This window comes from Pseudomonas sp. NFPP07 (assembly GCF_900115645.1).
GTDB classification, from domain to species: domain Bacteria; phylum Pseudomonadota; class Gammaproteobacteria; order Pseudomonadales; family Pseudomonadaceae; genus Aquipseudomonas; species Aquipseudomonas chlororaphis.
In genome coordinates, this window is record NZ_FOXG01000003.1 from 154330 (window position 1) to 171367 (window position 17038).

Annotated in this window: 19 protein-coding genes; 17 read left to right on the top strand and 2 right to left on the bottom strand. The window is 64.8% G+C overall.

Annotation, left to right across the window (positions count from 1 at the left end; genetic code table 11):
- Positions 1-7 precede the first annotated feature (7 nt).
- From BM019_RS08835 to BM019_RS08870, 8 genes are all read left to right on the top strand, one after another.
- Positions 8-2299 carry a chemotaxis protein CheA gene (locus BM019_RS08835; RefSeq protein ID WP_092418066.1) on the top strand — a complete coding sequence of 764 codons (2292 nt, stop codon included), beginning with the start codon at positions 8-10 and terminating at the stop codon, positions 2297-2299.
- 49 nt (positions 2300-2348) lie between these two features.
- The gene (locus BM019_RS08840; protein ID WP_092418067.1) at positions 2349-3479 is read left to right on the top strand and encodes a protein-glutamate methylesterase/protein-glutamine glutaminase; all 1131 of its coding nucleotides are present in this window, start codon (positions 2349-2351) and stop codon (positions 3477-3479) included.
- Complete coding sequence (locus tag BM019_RS08845) at positions 3479-4219, top strand: flagellar motor protein (protein ID WP_007922500.1); 741 nt, start codon at positions 3479-3481, stop codon at positions 4217-4219. Before BM019_RS08840 ends, BM019_RS08845 begins: the two co-directional genes overlap by 1 nt.
- 15 nt (positions 4220-4234) lie before the next feature.
- Positions 4235-5119, top strand: a complete 885-nt coding sequence (motD, locus tag BM019_RS08850; protein ID WP_007922499.1) for a flagellar motor protein MotD — start codon at positions 4235-4237, stop codon at positions 5117-5119.
- A gap of 50 nt (positions 5120-5169) precedes the next feature.
- Positions 5170-5958: a ParA family protein gene (locus BM019_RS08855; RefSeq protein ID WP_007922498.1), complete on the top strand. Its 789-nt coding sequence runs from the start codon at positions 5170-5172 to the stop codon at positions 5956-5958.
- Positions 5959-6042: 84 nt separating this feature from the next.
- A complete protein-coding gene (locus BM019_RS08860) occupies positions 6043-6939 on the top strand; it encodes a CheW domain-containing protein (RefSeq protein WP_092418068.1) in 897 nt (298 codons plus the stop codon).
- Positions 6940-7017: 78 nt separating this feature from the next.
- Positions 7018-7500, top strand: a complete 483-nt coding sequence (locus BM019_RS08865) for a chemotaxis protein CheW (protein ID WP_007922496.1) — start codon at positions 7018-7020, stop codon at positions 7498-7500.
- On the top strand, positions 7501-7893 hold the full coding sequence (locus tag BM019_RS08870; RefSeq protein ID WP_037033950.1) for a DUF2802 domain-containing protein: 393 nt from the start codon (positions 7501-7503) through the stop codon (positions 7891-7893).
- Positions 7894-7993: 100 nt separating this feature from the next.
- Here BM019_RS08870 and BM019_RS08875 read toward each other — a convergent pair whose 3' ends face one another.
- Both BM019_RS08875 and BM019_RS08880 read right to left on the bottom strand, forming a co-directional pair.
- Positions 7994-8323 carry an EscU/YscU/HrcU family type III secretion system export apparatus switch protein gene (locus tag BM019_RS08875; RefSeq protein ID WP_053260133.1) on the bottom strand — a complete coding sequence of 110 codons (330 nt, stop codon included), beginning with the start codon at positions 8321-8323 and terminating at the stop codon, positions 7994-7996.
- Positions 8320-9891: a flagellar hook-length control protein FliK gene (locus BM019_RS08880; protein ID WP_092418069.1), complete on the bottom strand. Its 1572-nt coding sequence runs from the start codon at positions 9889-9891 to the stop codon at positions 8320-8322. The genes BM019_RS08875 and BM019_RS08880 overlap by 4 nt, the downstream gene beginning before the upstream one ends.
- Before the next feature lie 198 nt (positions 9892-10089).
- Here BM019_RS08880 and ccmA point away from each other — a divergent pair, with 198 nt between their 5' ends.
- From ccmA to ccmI, 9 genes are all read left to right on the top strand, one after another.
- Entirely contained in the window at positions 10090-10725 is a 636-nt protein-coding gene (gene ccmA, locus BM019_RS08885; protein ID WP_085530167.1) for a cytochrome c biogenesis heme-transporting ATPase CcmA, read from the top strand.
- Entirely contained in the window at positions 10722-11390 is a 669-nt protein-coding gene (gene ccmB, locus BM019_RS08890; protein ID WP_092418070.1) for a heme exporter protein CcmB, read from the top strand. The genes ccmA and ccmB overlap by 4 nt, the downstream gene beginning before the upstream one ends.
- A 76-nt stretch (positions 11391-11466) precedes the next feature.
- On the top strand, positions 11467-12222 hold the full coding sequence (locus BM019_RS08895; protein WP_007922035.1) for a heme ABC transporter permease: 756 nt from the start codon (positions 11467-11469) through the stop codon (positions 12220-12222).
- Positions 12219-12395, top strand: coding sequence for a heme exporter protein CcmD (gene ccmD / locus BM019_RS08900; RefSeq protein ID WP_007922041.1), 177 nt, complete (start codon positions 12219-12221; stop codon positions 12393-12395). The genes BM019_RS08895 and ccmD overlap by 4 nt, the downstream gene beginning before the upstream one ends.
- On the top strand, positions 12392-12847 hold the full coding sequence (gene ccmE / locus BM019_RS08905; RefSeq protein WP_092418071.1) for a cytochrome c maturation protein CcmE: 456 nt from the start codon (positions 12392-12394) through the stop codon (positions 12845-12847). Before ccmD ends, ccmE begins: the two co-directional genes overlap by 4 nt.
- A 3-nt stretch (positions 12848-12850) precedes the next feature.
- Positions 12851-14839, top strand: a complete 1989-nt coding sequence (locus BM019_RS08910) for a heme lyase CcmF/NrfE family subunit (protein WP_009042759.1) — start codon at positions 12851-12853, stop codon at positions 14837-14839.
- Positions 14836-15372 carry a DsbE family thiol:disulfide interchange protein gene (locus BM019_RS08915; RefSeq protein ID WP_007922047.1) on the top strand — a complete coding sequence of 179 codons (537 nt, stop codon included), beginning with the start codon at positions 14836-14838 and terminating at the stop codon, positions 15370-15372. The genes BM019_RS08910 and BM019_RS08915 overlap by 4 nt, the downstream gene beginning before the upstream one ends.
- On the top strand, positions 15369-15839 hold the full coding sequence (locus BM019_RS08920; RefSeq protein WP_009042761.1) for a cytochrome c-type biogenesis protein: 471 nt from the start codon (positions 15369-15371) through the stop codon (positions 15837-15839). Before BM019_RS08915 ends, BM019_RS08920 begins: the two co-directional genes overlap by 4 nt.
- Positions 15836-17038: a c-type cytochrome biogenesis protein CcmI gene (gene ccmI, locus BM019_RS08925; protein ID WP_092418072.1), complete on the top strand. Its 1203-nt coding sequence runs from the start codon at positions 15836-15838 to the stop codon at positions 17036-17038. The genes BM019_RS08920 and ccmI overlap by 4 nt, the downstream gene beginning before the upstream one ends.

A 17038-nucleotide genomic window follows, 5' to 3' on the forward strand; every position in this document is an offset into this window, starting at 1 on the left:
CCCATACATGAGCTTCGGCGCCGATGAAGAAATCCTTCAGGATTTTCTGGTTGAGGCCGGCGAGATTCTAGAGCAACTGTCCGAACAACTGGTCGAGCTGGAAAGCCGGCCGGACGATGCGGATCTGCTCAACGCAATTTTTCGCGGTTTTCACACTGTAAAAGGGGGCGCCGGCTTCCTCCAGCTCAACGAGCTGGTGGAGTGCTGCCACATCGCCGAGAACGTGTTCGACATCCTGCGCAAGGGTGAGCGCCGCGTCGACGCGGAACTGATGGACGTGGTGCTCGAAGCGCTGGACGCGGTGAACGGCATGTTCGGCCAGGTGCGCGAGCGTACCGAGATCACCGCCGCCACCCCGGAGCTGCTGGCTGCCCTGGCCCGCCTGGCCGAGCCTGCGGGGGCCGAGGAGGTCGCCGCGCCGGTGGCCGAGGTTGAGACAGTTGTCGAAGCCGTTGCCGAGCCGGTCGCCGAATCGACCGAAAGCGAGTCCGGCGATATCACCGACAGCGAGTTCGAGCAGCTGCTCGATTCGCTCAATGCCGCCAAGGCCGAGGCCGAAGCCCCGGCTGCTATTGCTCCCGCGGCACCCGTTGCCGGCAGCGAAGCGGCCAGCGACGAAATCACCGACGCCGAGTTCGAGTCGCTGCTCGATCAATTGCATGGCAAGGGCCAGTTCGCACCGGATGCGGTGGCCCCTTCGGCCACGGCGCCGGCTGCGGAAAAAGCCGCGGCCAGCGACGAAATCACCGATGACGAATTCGAAGCCCTGCTGGACCAGCTGCATGGCAAAGGCAACTTTGCGGTCGATGCGCTGGACTCCGCGGTAGCAGCGGCGGTGCCGCCGGCAGCACCAAGCGCGGCCGCCGCCGGTAGCGACCTGATCACCGACCAGGAATTCGAATCCCTGCTCGACGAGCTGCATGGCAAGGGCAAGTTCTCTGAAGTGCCCGCTGCCGCGGCGACCGTGGGTAGCGCAACGGCCGTCACGGCTCCGGCGCCTGCCGCCGTCGCCAAGCCCGCGGTGAAGAAGCCTGAAGCCAAGGCCGAAACGCCAAAACCGGCTCCAGCCGCTGCTGCGGCGCCCGCTCGTGCTCCGGCTGCCGCCCCGGCGGAAAAGCCGGTCAGCGAAGCCGAAACCACCGTGCGGGTCGATACCGCGCGGCTGGACGAAATCATGAACATGGTCGGCGAGCTGGTGCTGGTGCGTAACCGCCTGGTGCGCCTGGGGCTCAACAGCGGCGACGAAGCCATGTCCAAGGCCGTGTCGAACCTCGACGTGGTCACGGCCGACTTGCAGACCGCGGTGATGAAGACCCGGATGCAGCCGATCAAGAAGGTCTTCGGGCGCTTCCCGCGCCTGGTTCGCGACCTGGCCCGCCAGCTCAAGAAAGAGATCAACCTGGAGCTGGTCGGCGAAGAGACCGACCTCGACAAGAACCTCGTCGAGGCCCTGGCCGACCCGCTGGTGCACTTGGTGCGCAACGCCGTCGACCACGGTATCGAGTCGCCGGAAGAGCGCGAGGCCTCGGGCAAGTCCCGTGGCGGCAAGGTGGTGCTGGCGGCCGAGCAGGAAGGCGACCATATCCTGTTGTCGATCTCCGACGACGGCAAAGGCATGGACCCGAACGTCCTGCGCGCCATTGCGGTCAAGCGTGGGGTGATGGACAAGGATGCCGCCGATCGCCTGAGCGACACCGAGTGCTACAACCTGATCTTCGCCCCGGGTTTCTCGACCAAGACCGAGATCTCCGACGTGTCCGGCCGCGGCGTGGGCATGGACGTGGTGAAGACCAAGATTTCCCAGCTCAACGGTTCGATCAACATCTACTCGACCAAGGGCCAGGGTTCGAAGATCGTCATCAAGGTGCCGCTGACCCTGGCGATCATGCCGACCCTGATGGTGATGCTGGGCAACCAGGCGTTCGCCTTCCCGCTGGTCAACGTCAACGAAATCTTCCACCTGGACCTGTCGCGCACCAACGTGGTCGACGGCCAGGAGGTGGTGATCGTCCGCGACAAGGCGCTGCCACTGTTCTACCTCAAGCGCTGGCTGGTCAGTTCCGCCGCTCACGAAGAGCAGCGCGAAGGCCATGTGGTGATCCTTTCGGTCGGCACCCAGCGGATCGGCTTCGTCGTCGATCAACTGGTCGGCCAGGAAGAAGTCGTCATCAAGCCATTGGGCAAGATGCTCCAGGGAACCCCGGGCATGTCGGGCGCCACCATTACCGGTGACGGCCGCATCGCACTGATTCTCGATGTTCCGAGCATGCTCAAGCGTTACGCCGCACGGCGTATTTGAATACCGGAGGGGCGGGGCCATTTGCCTTGCCCCGCCTAACGGAGTGTTTATGGCAGTCAAGGTCCTGGTGGTGGATGATTCGGGTTTTTTCCGCCGCCGCGTCTCGGAAATTCTTTCAGCGGATATCAATATCCAGGTCGTCGGTACCGCGACCAACGGCAAAGAGGCGATCGATCAGGCGCTGGCACTCAAGCCGGACGTGATCACCATGGACTACGAGATGCCGATGATGGATGGCATCACGGCCGTGCGGCACATCATGCAGCGCTGCCCGACGCCGGTATTGATGTTCTCCTCGCTGACCCATGAAGGCGCCCGGGTAACCCTGGATGCGCTGGATGCCGGTGCGGTGGATTTCCTGCCGAAGAACTTCGAAGACATCTCGCGCAATCCCGAGAAGGTCAAGCAACTGCTGTGCGAGAAGGTCCATAGCATCTCGCGCAGTAACCGTCGTTTCAGCAGCTACAGTGCGCCGGCGCCACAACCGGCGGCGGCACCGAAGCCCGCGCCAACGAGCACCAGCAGCTTCGGCGGCACGGCCCCGGCGCGCCCGGCTCCGGCGCCGATTCCCGCCCGCACGCCGGCCGCTGGCGCGTCGTCGCCGGCGCCCAAGCGCAAGGCCTACAAACTGGTGGCCATCGGTACCTCCACTGGTGGTCCGGTGGCGCTGCAGCGGGTGCTGACCCAGTTGCCGGCCAACTTCCCGGCGCCGATCGTGCTGATCCAGCACATGCCGGCGGCCTTCACCAAGGCGTTCGCCGAGCGCCTGGACAAGCTCTGCCGGATCAGCGTCAAGGAAGCCGAGGATGGCGACATCCTGCGTCCGGGCCTGGCGCTGCTGGCACCGGGCGGCAAGCAGATGATGGTCGACGGCCGTGGCGCGGTGAAAATCCTCCCGGGCGACGAGCGCCTGAACTACAAGCCGTGCGTGGACATCACCTTCGGTTCGGCGGCCAAGTCCTACGGCGACAAAGTTCTGGCGGTGGTCCTCACCGGCATGGGCGCCGACGGTCGCGAAGGCGCGCGCCTGCTCAAGCAGGGTGGCAGCGCGGTCTGGGCCCAGGATGAGGCGAGCTGTGTGATCTACGGGATGCCGATGGCGATCGTCAAGGCGGAGCTGGCGGATGCGGTGTACGGCCTGGACGACATTGGCAAGCACCTGGTCGAGGCCTGTCTCTGATGGATGTTCTAAGCCTCATCGGGATCATCATGGCGTTCGTCGCCATTATCGGTGGCAACTACCTGGAAGGCGGTCATCTGTCGGCCCTGGCCAATGGTCCGGCGGCGCTGATCGTGCTGGGCGGGACCATCGGCGCGGCGTTGCTGCAATCGCCGCTGAGCGCCTTCAAGCGGGCCATGCAGATCCTCGGCTGGATCCTGTTTCCGCCGCGGGTCGACCTGCCCGGGGGCATCGACCGTGTCGTCAACTGGAGCCTGACCGCCCGCAAGGAAGGCCTGCTGGGCCTGGAAGGCGTGGCCGATGCCGAGCCCGACACCTATTCGCGCAAGGGCTTGCAACTGCTGGTGGACGGCGCCGAGCCGGAGTCCATCCGCAGCATCCTGGAAGTGGATTTCTACACCCAGGAAAGCCGCGACATCGAAGCGGCAAAAGTCTTTGAAAGCATGGGCGGCTACGCGCCGACCATCGGCATCATCGGTGCGGTCATGGGCCTGATCCATGTGATGGGCAACCTGGCCGACCCTTCGCAGCTGGGCAGCGGTATCGCCGTGGCCTTCGTCGCGACCATCTACGGCGTGGCCAGCGCCAACCTGGTATTGCTGCCGATCGCCGCCAAGCTCAAGTCCATAGCCTTGCGCCAGTCGCGTTATCGCGAAATGTTGCTTGAAGGAATCCTGTCGATTGCCGAAGGTGAAAACCCTCGTTCCATTGAGTTGAAGCTGCAAGGCTTCATGGATTGATGGGGGTAATGGACTATGTCCCGTCGTCGCCGGCATGAAGAACACGTCAACCATGAGCGTTGGCTGGTGTCCTACGCGGACTTCATCACCTTGCTGTTCGCCTTTTTCGTGGTCATGTACTCGATCTCCTCGATCAACGAGGGCAAGTACAAGGTCATTTCCGAAGCGCTGATCGGCGTGTTCACCGATTCGGACCGCGCCCTCAAACCGATTCCCATCGGTGAGGAGCGGCCCCAGACCGTGACCCCGGCCAAGCCGCTGGTCAAGGACAGCGAGCAGACCGACGCCGGTATCGCCGGTGCCAGCGATCCGCTGAAAAGCATCGCCGACGATATCAGCGCGGCCTTTGGCGACCTGATCAGTTCCAACCAGATGACCGTGCGCGGCAACGAGCTGTGGGTCGAGATCGAACTCAACTCCAGCCTGTTGTTCGGCAGCGGCGATGCCATGCCCAGCGACCTGGCGTTCAACATCATCGACAAGGTGGCGGCGATCCTCAAACCCTTCGACAACCCGATTCACGTCGAGGGCTTTACCGACAACCAACCGATCCAGACCGCGCAGTACCCGACCAACTGGGAGCTGTCGTCGGCTCGCTCGGCGAGCATCGTGCGGATGTTGGCGATGCAGGGGGTCAATCCGCAGCGCCTGGCATCGGTCGGCTACGGCGAGTTCCAGCCGGTAGCCAATAACGCGACGGCCGATGGCCGTGCCCGCAACCGTCGGGTGGTGCTGGTGGTGTCGCGCAATCTCGACGTACGCCGCAGCCTGACGGGCACCGGCACCGCCCATGCGACACCGGATGCGGCATTGAAGCGGGCTGGCACACAAACTGCACCTACGTCAGTCAAGACGCCGGGACGCGAGAGTGCCGTCAATTCTCCGTCACCGGCTTTATAACTGGGTGCTATTTCTCGGCTGGCCCGTGCCTGCCGGGAGGAACAATCTGAATGAGAGTCTGGGCAGTTGCCAATCAAAAGGGTGGCGTCGGTAAGACCACCAGTTCCATCGCTTTAGCCGGGTTGCTGGCCGAGGCGGGCAAGCGCGTGGTCGTGGTCGATCTCGACCCCCACGGCTCCATGACCAGCTACTTCGGCTATGACCCCGACAGCCTGGAACACAGTAACTACGACCTGTTCCTGCACAAGGGCAGCGTCCCCGAGGGCTTGCCCGGGCAGTTGCTGCTGTCGACCAGCGACGAACGTATTTCCCTGCTGCCCTCGAGTACCGCGCTGGCCACCCTGGAGCGCCAGTCGCCGGGGCAGAGCGGCCTGGGCCTGGTGATCGCCAAGAGCCTGGCGCAGCTGTGGCAGGATTTCGACTATGCGGTGATCGACAGCCCGCCGTTGCTTGGCGTGCTGATGGTCAATGCCTTGGCGGCGAGCCAGCAACTGGTGATCCCGGTGCAGACCGAGCACCTGGCGGTCAAGGGCCTGGAACGCATGGTCAATACCTTGGCGATGATCAACCGTTCGCGCAAACAGGCGCTGCCGTTCAGCATCGTGCCGACCCTGTTCGACCGCCGCACCCAGGCGTCCCTGGGCACCTTGCGGGTGCTGCGCGACAAGTTCCCGGATGAGATCTGGCAGGGCTATATCCCGGTCGACACGCGCCTGCGCGATGCCAGCCGGGCCGGGTTGACGCCTTCGCAATTTGACGGCAAGAGCCGCGGCGTACTGGCCTATCGCGCCTTGCTCAAGCACCTGCTGGCGCAGCAACTTGTCCCGCAGGTGGCCTGACGTGGCGGAGCATTCAAGTCTGCTGCCGGTCCGGCCGATAAACCCTACAGGTCACTGTGCTGGGCTTTATCCGTGGGCATCCTTATGAACCGTCCTATCGACGTCACGTCCCGGCCGCAGCTGGCGCTGCAGTCCTACCTGGACGCGTTGCTGCAGGACGCCACCGAAGAAGAATTCGCGGTTCCCGAGGCGCTGCCGCAGGTTCAGGCAGCGGTAGAAGAAGTAGCGGTGTCGAGCGAGGTCCTGGATGAGTTCCAGGCCGCGGTGCTCGAAGAACAGGCTCGCGATGCCCAGGTCCAGCGTGCGCCGGCTGCGGTTGTCGCGCCGGTAGTGCGGGTCGAGGAACCGATGGTCGCCCCCGTGCTGGAGGCGCCCGCGCCATTGCCGGCCACCTTGTCGACCGTTGCGCCCTTGCTGCAAGGCCTGGTCGAACCGGTGGTCGAGGTGCATCGGCCGCCAAGCAGCACGCCACCCCCGGTGGCGGCTGATGACCGGCCGAGCTGGGCGGCGGAACCCTTCGAGTGCCTGCTGTTCGATGTCGCCGGGTTGACCCTGGCGGTGCCGCTGGTCTGTCTGGGGTCGATCTATTCCCTGGCGGGGCATGAGCTGACACCGCTGTTCGGTCAGCCGGAGTGGTTCCTCGGGATCCTGCCGAGCCAGGCCGGCAACCTGAAGGTGCTGGATACCGCGCGCTGGGTGATGCCGGATCGCTACCGCGACGACTTCCGCCAGGGCCTGCAATACGTGATCTCGGTCCAGGGCTACGAGTGGGGGCTGGCGGTGCATCAGGTCAGCCGCTCGTTGCGCCTGGACCCGAACGAAATCAAATGGCGCAGCCACCGTGGCCAGCGGCCATGGCTGGCGGGCACGGTCATCGAGCATATGTGCGCGCTGCTGGACGTTTCCGAGCTGGCCGAGCTGATCGCCAGCGGCGGCGCGAAACACTTGGCTATCAGCAAACCGGCGCCGAAGCCGATATAGACCAACAACAGGCTGCGCCGACGGTGCGGCCACACAGAACACACACCGTTTCCAACGGTTTTTTGAGGGGTCAGGGGTATGAATAAGTCGTCGTCCGCACAGAGTTCCGAAGATCCGATCCTGCAATGGGTAACCTTCAAGCTGGATAACGAGTCCTACGGCATCAACGTGATGCGCGTGCAGGAAGTCCTGCGCTACACCGAGATCGCGCCGGTACCGGGTGCCCCGAGCTACGTGCTGGGCATCATCAACCTGCGTGGCAACGTGGTGACCGTGATCGACACCCGCCAGCGTTTCGGCCTGGTGCCCACCGAGGTCAACGACAACACCCGTATCGTGATCATCGAAGCCGACAAGCAAGTGGTCGGGATCATGGTCGACAGCGTGGCGGAAGTGGTTTACCTGCGTCAGTCGGAAGTCGAGACCGCGCCGAACGTCGGTAACGAAGAGTCGGCCAAGTTCATCCAGGGCGTGTGCAACAAGAACGGCGAGTTGCTGATTCTGGTTGAGCTGGACAAGATGATGAGCGAAGAAGAGTGGTCGGAACTGGAGAGTATCTGATTGATTCTCGAGGTTGCGGTTATTGTCCTGTTCCTCTTTTGGGCAGGCACACTGGCGATGTTCCTGGCCTATATCCGCGCTCAGCGGCAGATCGCCGCCCAGCAGGCCCAGGGCGATGCGCTGCGCGATCAGCGCATCAAGGACCTGGCCAAGCGCGTCGACGATTACCAGAACGGTACGGTGCGCATGGGCGAAGACCTGCATGAGCTGCGCGCGGTGGTCGGCCCGTTGCCGGACAAGCTGGCCCAGCTGGAACAGCGTGATCCGTCGAGCCTGTCCTTCGCCCAGGCCGCGCGCCTGGTGGGCATGGGCGCCAGCGTCGACGAACTGACTCAGTCCTGCGGCTTGACCCAGGCCGAGGCCGAGTTGATGAGCAAGCTGCACAAGAGCTGAAATCCCTCTGTAGCCGCTGCCGCAGGCTGCGCCAAGGCCGAAGGGCTTCAGCGATCCTGAGGTCCTGCGGCCGATCGCAGCCCGCGGCAACGGCTACAGGTCAGTAATCCTCCCCGCTTTCCGTCACATCCTTCTCCAGCGCCGCTTCCTGCGGCTCATGCCCGGCCGGGAACTTGCCCTTGAGGTTCCAGGCGAAGGCGATGATTTCGGCAATGGTCCGGTACAACTCCTCGGGAATGCTGTCGCCCAGCTCCATGCGCGCCAGCAGTTTCACCAGCTCGGCGTTCTCATAGATCGGCACTTCACAGTCGCGGGCGATTTTCAGGATGGCTTCGGCCAGTTCGTCGTCGCCCTTGGCGGTCAGCGTGGGCGCGTGCTGGCCGTCGTACTTGAGGGCGATGGCCTGGCGTGGCGGGTTGGGATTATTCATGCGGTTTCATCGACCCAGCGTTGTTCCAGTCGGGTTTTCGGGCCCTGCGGTGGCGTGCCGAGATGGCAGTCCAGATCGCCGACATCCAGGCCGGACGCGAGCAGCCGTTCACGCAGGCTGCCCAGATGGCTTTCGATCAGGCTCGCGGTAAATGGCCGCTGCGCCCAGAGCTGGCTGGACAGGCGGCCCTTGAGCAATTGCGCCTGCACCTGTAGCGGGCCCAGGGGTTCGAGGTCGAACGCCAGTTCGACGCGCCACAGCTGCTGCTTCGGTTCGCGTTCATCGCGTTTTTCCTCGGGCGGTTTTTCCGCCGGGTCTTCGCGCTGGAACTTGACCTGCAAGGGCACGATGTCCTGCATCGTGCGCATCGGGATCTCCAGTTGCCAGGTGGTCAGCAGCCGACCGTCATCGGTCATGCCGCTCTGTTCCAGGCTCGCCAGCTGATGGCTCTGCAAGCGCGAAACAGCGGCCGCGGCCAGGCGCAGCAGGTGTTCCAGGTCGCCTTCCTCCTCGAGGCTTTGCAGCAGCCGCGAGGGCAGGGGGAAGCCACCCGGCTGAGGCCTGGCGCTGACCTGGCCGAGGGTGCCCAGGGCGCTGCGCACAAAGCTCGGCAGCACCTGGGCCAGGGTGTTGGCGGCAATGATCGCGTTGAAATTGGTGCTGGCCGGCAGGCCTGGCGTCATCTGGGCGATCAGGCGCAGCAGGTTGCCTTTCAGGTCAGCCGCCAGGGCCGGATTGTCGCCGGCCAGCAGCCGTGACTCGAGAAAGGCACCGCTGTTGCCCAGGGCCTGGGCCAGCGCCTTGGGATTGCTCAGTTGCTGCAGGTCGGGCAGGCCGGCGAGCAGCTTGTCCACCGTGGCGCGCAGTTCGCTGGAGGTGTCGTCGGAGGGCGGCAGGTTCTGCAACGCATTGATCAGGCCTGTCAGCGAGGCCTGGCGGCTTTGCTGGGCGGCCAGTTGCTGGGCGATCGCCAGTTGCTCCTGGCGCCCGCTCAGCGGCACGAAGCTCAAGCTCTGCGAGCCTTGCACCTGGGCGCTCAGCAGGCTGCCGATGCGCAAGGGTTGCGGGCTGTCGATGCTCAGGGTGCTGCCGCTCAGGGCGGTGTTGAGCAGGCTCACCAGCGAGCGGTAGACCGCCGGTTGTCCGGCTGCCTGGGGTTGTAGCTGGGTGGTCAGCACCTTGCCCTGCAGCAGGGTGCCCACGGGAAGCTGTGCGGTGTCCAGGCGGGTCAGGGTGGCGACGCTGGCGGCAATCGCCTGCTGCACGGTGATGGCCAGGTTGCCCGCCGAGGGCTGGGTCACCGCCAGGCTGGTGCCCAGGGGCAGCGGCTGGTTGCTGGTGGCCTGGACGGTGGTCTGCCGGCCGCTGTCGAGGGTCAGCTTGAGCAACAGTTGGAACGTCTGGTCCGCCTGCTTGAGCGACAGTACTTCGGCCTTGGCCGATTGGCCGGCGGCGATCAGGCCTTCCAGGGGCTGCAGCAACTTGAGCAATTCACCACTGATCGGCAGCGCGCGCACGGTTCCCGGCGTCAGTTGGGGCAGCGGAGGAAGGGTGATTTCGCCTGTCATCTGGACACAACCTGTGGAGAAATAAGCCCTCTTGAGAGTAGGGCATCGCATGTATAATGCCGCCCGTCTTCGGGGAGCGTGGCGAAAACATCGCAAAAGTTTGACGCAGCTCTCTGGAACAGGCCGCCGATGCGTTTATTCTGCATCTCTTTAACGGCTGCTCCACCGCCGACTTGAACCGTAAAGGCCCGCGATCATTTGACCAGTCCTCTTCTAGAAGCCGTAGCGCTTGCCTGTGAGCGCGACCTGCGGCTGCTCTTCGAAAAGCTCGAACTGCGTCTGGCCAGCGGCGACATGTTGCAGATCAGCGGTCCCAACGGCAGCGGCAAGACCAGCCTGTTGCGCCTGCTGGCAGGGCTGATGCAGCCGACCAGCGGCCAGGTGCTGCTCAATGGCCAGCCGCTCAATGCCCAGCGCGCGGAGCTGGCGCGCAATCTGTTGTGGATCGGCCATGCGGCGGGGATCAAGGACCTGTTGAGCCCCGAGGAAAACCTCAGCTGGCTCTGCGCCCTGCATCAGCCCGCCGATCGCGAGGCGATCTGGCAGGCCCTGGCGGCGGTCGGCCTGCGCGGTTTCGAGGATGTGCCCTGCCACACCCTGTCCGCCGGCCAGCAGCGCCGGGTGGCGCTGGCCCGGCTGTACCTGGACAGCCCGCCGCTGTGGATTCTCGACGAACCCTTCACCGCCCTGGACAAACAGGGCGTGGCGCAACTGGAAGAACACCTGGCCGGCCACTGCGAACGCGGCGGCATGGTGATCCTCACCACCCACCACACACTGAGCCGCCTGCCGGCCGGCTATCGCGACATCGATCTGGGGCATTGGGCCGTATGAGTGTTTTCGGACTGCTGGTTGCCCGCGAATCCCGGCTGCTGTTCCGCCGTCCCGCCGAACTGGCCAACCCGCTGGTGTTTTTCGCCATCGTTGTCGCACTGTTCCCATTGGCGGTGGGACCTGAGACACAATTGTTGCAAACCTTGTCTCCAGGGCTAGTCTGGGTAGCGGCCCTGTTATCGGTTTTGCTCTCGCTGGACGGGCTTTTTCGCAGTGATTTCGAGGACGGATCCCTGGAACAGTGGGTCCTTTCGCCGCACCCCCTGCCTCTTCTGGTTTTGGCCAAGGTGCTGGCACACTGGGCCTTTTCCGGCCTGGCACTGGTATTGCTTGCGCCCCTGTTGGCACTGATGCTCGGCCTGCCCACAGCCTGTCTGCCGGTGCTGTTGCTGTCCCTGTTGCTGGGCACTCCGGTGCTCAGCCTGCTGGGCGCGGTGGGCGCGGCGTTGACAGTAGGGCTCAAGCGTGGCGGCCTGTTGCTGGCGCTGCTGATCCTGCCCCTGTACATCCCGGTATTGATTCTCGGCAGCGGCGCCTTGCAGGCGGTCTTGCAGGGCATGCCGGCGACCGGTTACCTGCTGTGGCTTGGGAGCCTGACCGCCCTGGCAGTAACCCTGACACCTTTTGCAATAGCGGCTGGCCTGAAGATCAGCGTCGGCGAATAATGAGGTCTGATCAAATTTTGATCAGTAAAGACCCTGGCTGTGCGTGACAGCGCGCGGCACCCGTGATGGAAACAGTATGAACTGGACCTGGTTTCATAAGCTCGGCTCGCCCAAGTGGTTTTACGGCATCAGCAGCAAGCTGTTGCCCTGGCTGAGCATCGCAGCCTTGCTGCTGATCACCGTCGGCGTCGTTTGGGGCCTGGCCTTCGCGCCGCCGGACTATCAGCAAGGCAACAGCTTTCGCATCATCTACATCCACGTTCCCGCGGCCATGCTGGCCCAGTCCATCTACGTGATGCTGGCGGTGTGCGGGGTGGTGGGCCTGGTGTGGAAGATGAAACTGGCCGATGTCGCCCTGCAATGCGCGGCGCCCATCGGGGCCTGGATGACTGCCGTGGCGCTGGTCACCGGGGCCATCTGGGGCAAGCCGACCTGGGGCTCGTGGTGGGTCTGGGACGCGCGCCTGACCTCCATGCTGATCCTGCTGTTCCTGTACTTCGGCCTGATCGCCCTGGGCAACGCCATCAGCAATCGCGACAGCGCGGCCAAGGCCTGCGCGGTGCTGGCCATCGTCGGGGTGATCAACATCCCGATCATCAAATACTCGGTGGAGTGGTGGAACACCCTGCACCAGGGCGCGACCTTCACCCTCACCGAAAAGCCGGCGATGCCCGTCGAGATGTGGCTGCCGCTGTTGCTGACGGTGCTGGGCTTCTATTGTTTCTTCGGCGCCGTGCTGTTGCTGCGCATGCGTCTCGAAGTGCTCAAGCGCGAAGCCCGCGCCAGCTGGGTCAGGGCCGAAGTGCAGAACAGCCTGGAGGCGGCATCATGAGTTTTTCTTCCTTCGCCGACTTTCTCGCCATGGGCCATCATGGCCTGTATGTCTGGTCAGCCTACGGCATCTGCCTGGTGGTGCTGATCCTCAACGTGGCGGTGCCGTTGCTGGCCCGCAAGCGTTACCTGCAACAAGAGGCGCGTCGTCTGCGCCGGGAGAACAATCAGTGAATCCGCTGCGTAAAAAGCGTCTGTTGATCATCCTCGGTGTGCTGGGCGGCGTGGGCGTTGCCGTCGGCCTGGCGCTGAGCGCCCTGCAACAGAACATCAATCTGTTCTACACCCCGACCCAGATCGCCAACGGCGAAGCCCCCCATGACACGCGGATCCGCGCCGGCGGCATGGTGCAGATGGGCTCGCTGCAACGCTCGGCGGACTCGCTGGACGTGCGTTTCGTGGTCACCGACTTCAACAAGGCCGTGACCATCACCTACCGCGGCATCCTCCCGGACCTGTTCCGCGAAGGGCAGGGCATCGTCGCCCTGGGCAAGCTCAACGCCGACGGCGTGGTGGTGGCCGACGAAGTGCTGGCCAAGCACGACGAGAAGTACATGCCGCCGGAAGTGACCAAGGCCCTGAAAGACAGTGGGCAGTCGGCGCCGGTTCCGGCCAAGGAGGGCTGAACGATGACATCCGCACTCTTCATTCCCGAGCTCGGTCATCTGGCGATGATCCTGGCCCTGTGTTTTGCCCTGGTCCAGGCCGTGGTGCCACTGCTCGGCGCCTGGCGCGGCGACCGCCTGTGGATGGGCCTGGCGCAGCCCGCGGCCTGGGGGCAGTTTACCTTTCTCGCATTTGCCTTCGGCTGCCTGACCTATGCCTTCATGGTCGACGATTTCTCGGTGGCCTATGTCGCCAGCAACTCCAACAGCGCCTTGCCCTGGTACTACAAGTTCAGCGCGGTGTGGGGCGCCCACGAGGGCTCGTTGCTGCTCTGGGCGCTGATCCTCGGGGGCTGGACCTTCGCCGTGTCGGTGTTCTCCCGGCAGTTGCCGCAAGTGATGCTGGCGCGGGTGCTGGCGGTGATGGGCATGATCAGCACCGGCTTCCTGCTGTTCCTGATCGTCACCTCCAACCCCTTCGCGCGGATTCTGCCGCAGGTGCCCGGCGACGGTCGCGACCTCAACCCGCTGCTGCAGGACATCGGCCTGATCGTGCACCCGCCGATGCTCTACATGGGCTATGTCGGTTTCTCCGTGGCCTTCGCCTTCGCCATCGCCGCCTTGCTCGGCGGGCGCCTGGACGCGGCCTGGGCGCGCTGGTCGCGACCCTGGACCATAGTCGCCTGGGCATTCCTCGGCATCGGTATCACCCTCGGCTCCTGGTGGGCCTACTACGAACTCGGCTGGGGTGGCTGGTGGTTCTGGGACCCGGTGGAAAACGCCTCGTTCATGCCCTGGCTGGTGGGCACCGCGTTGATCCACTCGCTGGCGGTCACCGAAAAGCGTGGCGTGTTCAAGAGCTGGACCGTGTTGCTGGCCATCGCCGCGTTCTCCCTGAGTCTGCTGGGGACCTTCCTGGTGCGTTCCGGGGTGCTGACCTCGGTCCACGCCTTCGCCTCGGACCCCGAGCGCGGCGTGTTCATCCTGATCTTCCTGCTGTTCGTGGTCGGCGGCTCGCTGACCCTGTTCGCCCTGCGCGCGCCGGTGGTCAAGAGCCAGGTCGGCTTCAACCTGTGGTCGCGGGAAACCCTGCTGTTGGGCAACAACCTGGTGCTGGTGGTGGCGGCCTCGATGATCCTGCTGGGCACCCTGTACCCGCTGGTGCTGGATGCCCTGACCGGGGCCAAGCTGTCGGTCGGCCCGCCGTACTTCAATGCGCTGTTCATTCCACTGATGGCGCTGCTGATGGTGGTGATGGCGATCGGCGTGGTGGTGCGCTGGAAAGACACCCCGGTCAAATGGCTGGTGAGCATGCTGACCCCGGTGCTGCTGGGCAGCGCCGCGCTGGCGGTGGTGGCCGGTATCGTCTACGGCGACTTCAACTGGGCAGTGTTGGCGACCTTCATGCTGGCGGCCTGGGTGTTGCTCGCCGGGGTCCGCGATATTTTCGACAAAACCCGCCACAAAGGCCTGGTCAAGGGCCTGCCGGGCCTGACCCGCAGCTACTGGGGCATGCAACTGGCGCACCTGGGCATCGCGGTCTGCGCCCTGGGCGTGGTGCTGTCGAGCCAGAACAGCGCCGAGCGCGACCTGCGCCTGGAGCCGGGCGAGTCCATGGACCTGGCCGGTTATCACTTCGTCTTCGAGGGCGCCAAGCATTTCGAAGGCCCCAACTTCACCTCCGACAAGGGCACGGTGCGGGTGGTCCGCGACGGCAAGGAAGTTGCCGTGCTGCACCCGGAAAAACGCCTTTACACGGTACAGAACTCGGTGATGACCGAGGCCGGCATCGACGCCGGTTTCACCCGTGATCTCTACGTCGCCCTCGGCGAGCCGCTGGGCGATGGCGCCTGGGCCGTGCGGGTGCACGTCAAGCCGTTCGTGCGCTGGATCTGGTTCGGCGGCCTGCTCACCGGTTTCGGCGGCCTGCTGGCGGCCCTCGACCGGCGTTATCGGGTCAAGGTGAAGACCCGGGTGCGCGAAGCCCTGGGCATGACAGGAGCCACTGCATGAGACGCTGGATAATGTTGTTGCCGCTGGCGCTGTTCCTGCTGGTGGCGGTGTTCCTGTACCGCGGGTTGTACCTGGACCCGGCCGAGCTGCCGTCGGCGATGATCGGCAAGCCGTTCCCGGAGTTCTCCCTGCCGTCGGTGCAGGGCGACAAGACCCTGACCCGTGCCGACCTGCTGGGCAAACCGGCGCTGGTCAACGTCTGGGGCACCTGGTGCATTTCCTGCCGGGTCGAGCACCCGGTGCTGAACAAGCTGGCGCAGCAGGGCGTGACCATCTACGGCGTCAACTACAAGGACGTCAACGCCGACGCCCTGAAGTGGCTGGTCGAGTTCCACAACCCCTATCAGCTGGATATCCGCGACGAGGAGGGCACCCTGGGCCTGAACCTCGGGGTGTACGGCGCGCCGGAAACCTTCTTCATCGACGCCAAGGGCATCATCCGCGACAAGTACGTCGGGGTGATCGACGAAACGGTGTGGCGCGAGAAGCTGGCCGCCAAGTATCAGGCCCTGGCCGATGAGGCCAAGCCATGAAGCGTTGGCTGGCCGCGGCCGTCCTGGGCCTCTGCATCGCTGGCGTGGCCCACGCCGCGATCGATACCTACGAGTTCGCCAACGACGCCGAGCGCGAGCGCTTTCGCGAACTGACCAAAGAGCTGCGGTGCCCCAAGTGCCAGAACCAGGACATCGCCGACTCCAATGCGCCGATCGCCGCGGACTTGCGCAAGGAGATCTTCCGCATGCTCGGCGAAGGCAAGGACAACCAGCAGATCATCGATTTCATGGTCGACCGCTATGGCGACTTCGTGCGCTACAAGCCGGCCCTGACCGGCAAGACCGCCTTGCTCTGGTTCGGCCCCGCCGGCCTGCTGCTGGGGGGCGTGGTGATCATCGCCGTGATCGTCCGGCGTCGGCGCGTGCAGCGCAGCGACAGCCCGAGCACACTTTCCGCCGAGGAGCGTCAGCGCCTCGACCAACTGTTGGATAAAGACCGCGAATGATTGATTTCTGGCTCGCCGCAGGCCTGCTGCTCCTGGTAGCCCTGAGTTTTCTGCTGATCCCGGTTCTACGCGGCCGTCGCGCCCAGCGTGAAGAGGATCGTACCGCGCTGAACGTGGCGCTTTATCAAGAACGCGTGGCCGAGCTGCAAGGCCAGCAGGCCGAAGGCGTGCTCAGCGCCGAGCAGATGGACAGCGGCCGCGCCGAAGCCGCGCGCGAACTGCTGGCCGACACCGAGGGCGCAGAACTGGCTGGGGTATCGCGTCTGGGCAAGCCGCTGCCATTGCTGGCGGCGCTGCTGGTGCCGCTATTGGGCCTGGGCCTGTACCTGCATTTCGGTGCCAGCGACAAGGTCGAGCTGACCCGTGAATTCGCCCAGGCCCCGCAATCCATGGAAGAGATGACCCGCCGCCTCGAGCGCGCGGTCGCCGCCCAGCCGGATTCCGCCGAGGGCCTGTACTTCCTCGGCCGTACCTACATGGCCCAGGACCGCCCGGCGGACGCGGCGAAGATCTTCGAGCGCACCGTGGCCCTGGCCGGGCGCCAGCCGGAACTGCTCGGCCAGTGGGCGCAGGCGCAGTATTTCGCCGACGGCAAGCGGTGGTCGGACAAGGTCCAGGCCCTGACCGACGAAGCGCTGAAGGCCGATCCGAAGGAAGTCACGAGCCTCGGCCTGCTGGGCATCGCCGCCTTCGAAGGCGAGCGTTATCAAGAGGCCATCGATTACTGGAACCGCCTGCTGGCGCAATTGCCGGCGGACGACAACTCGCGCGCCGCGCTGCAGGGCGGTATCGACCGGGCCACCGAGAAGCTGCTGGCCAGCGGCGGCAAAGTGGCCCAGGCACCTGCGCCCAAGGCCGCCGCGCTGCTCAAGGTGCGGGTCGAGTTGGCCGCCGAGCTGAAAGCCAAGGTGCAGCCGGGCGACAGCGTGTTCATCTTTGCCCGTGCGACTTCCGGGCCGCCGGCACCGCTGGCGGCCAAGCGCCTGACCGTGGCCGACCTGCCGGTGACGGTGGAGCTGGGGGACGCCGACGCGATGATGCCGCAGTTGAAACTGTCGAACTTCCCGGAAGTCCAACTGGTTGCACGCATTTCCCGCGCCGGCCAACCGACTGCCGGTGAGTGGGTCGGTCGCAGCAAGCCCCTGGCCAGCAGCACCACCGCGCCGCAACAACTGACCATCGACAGCCCGGATAAATAA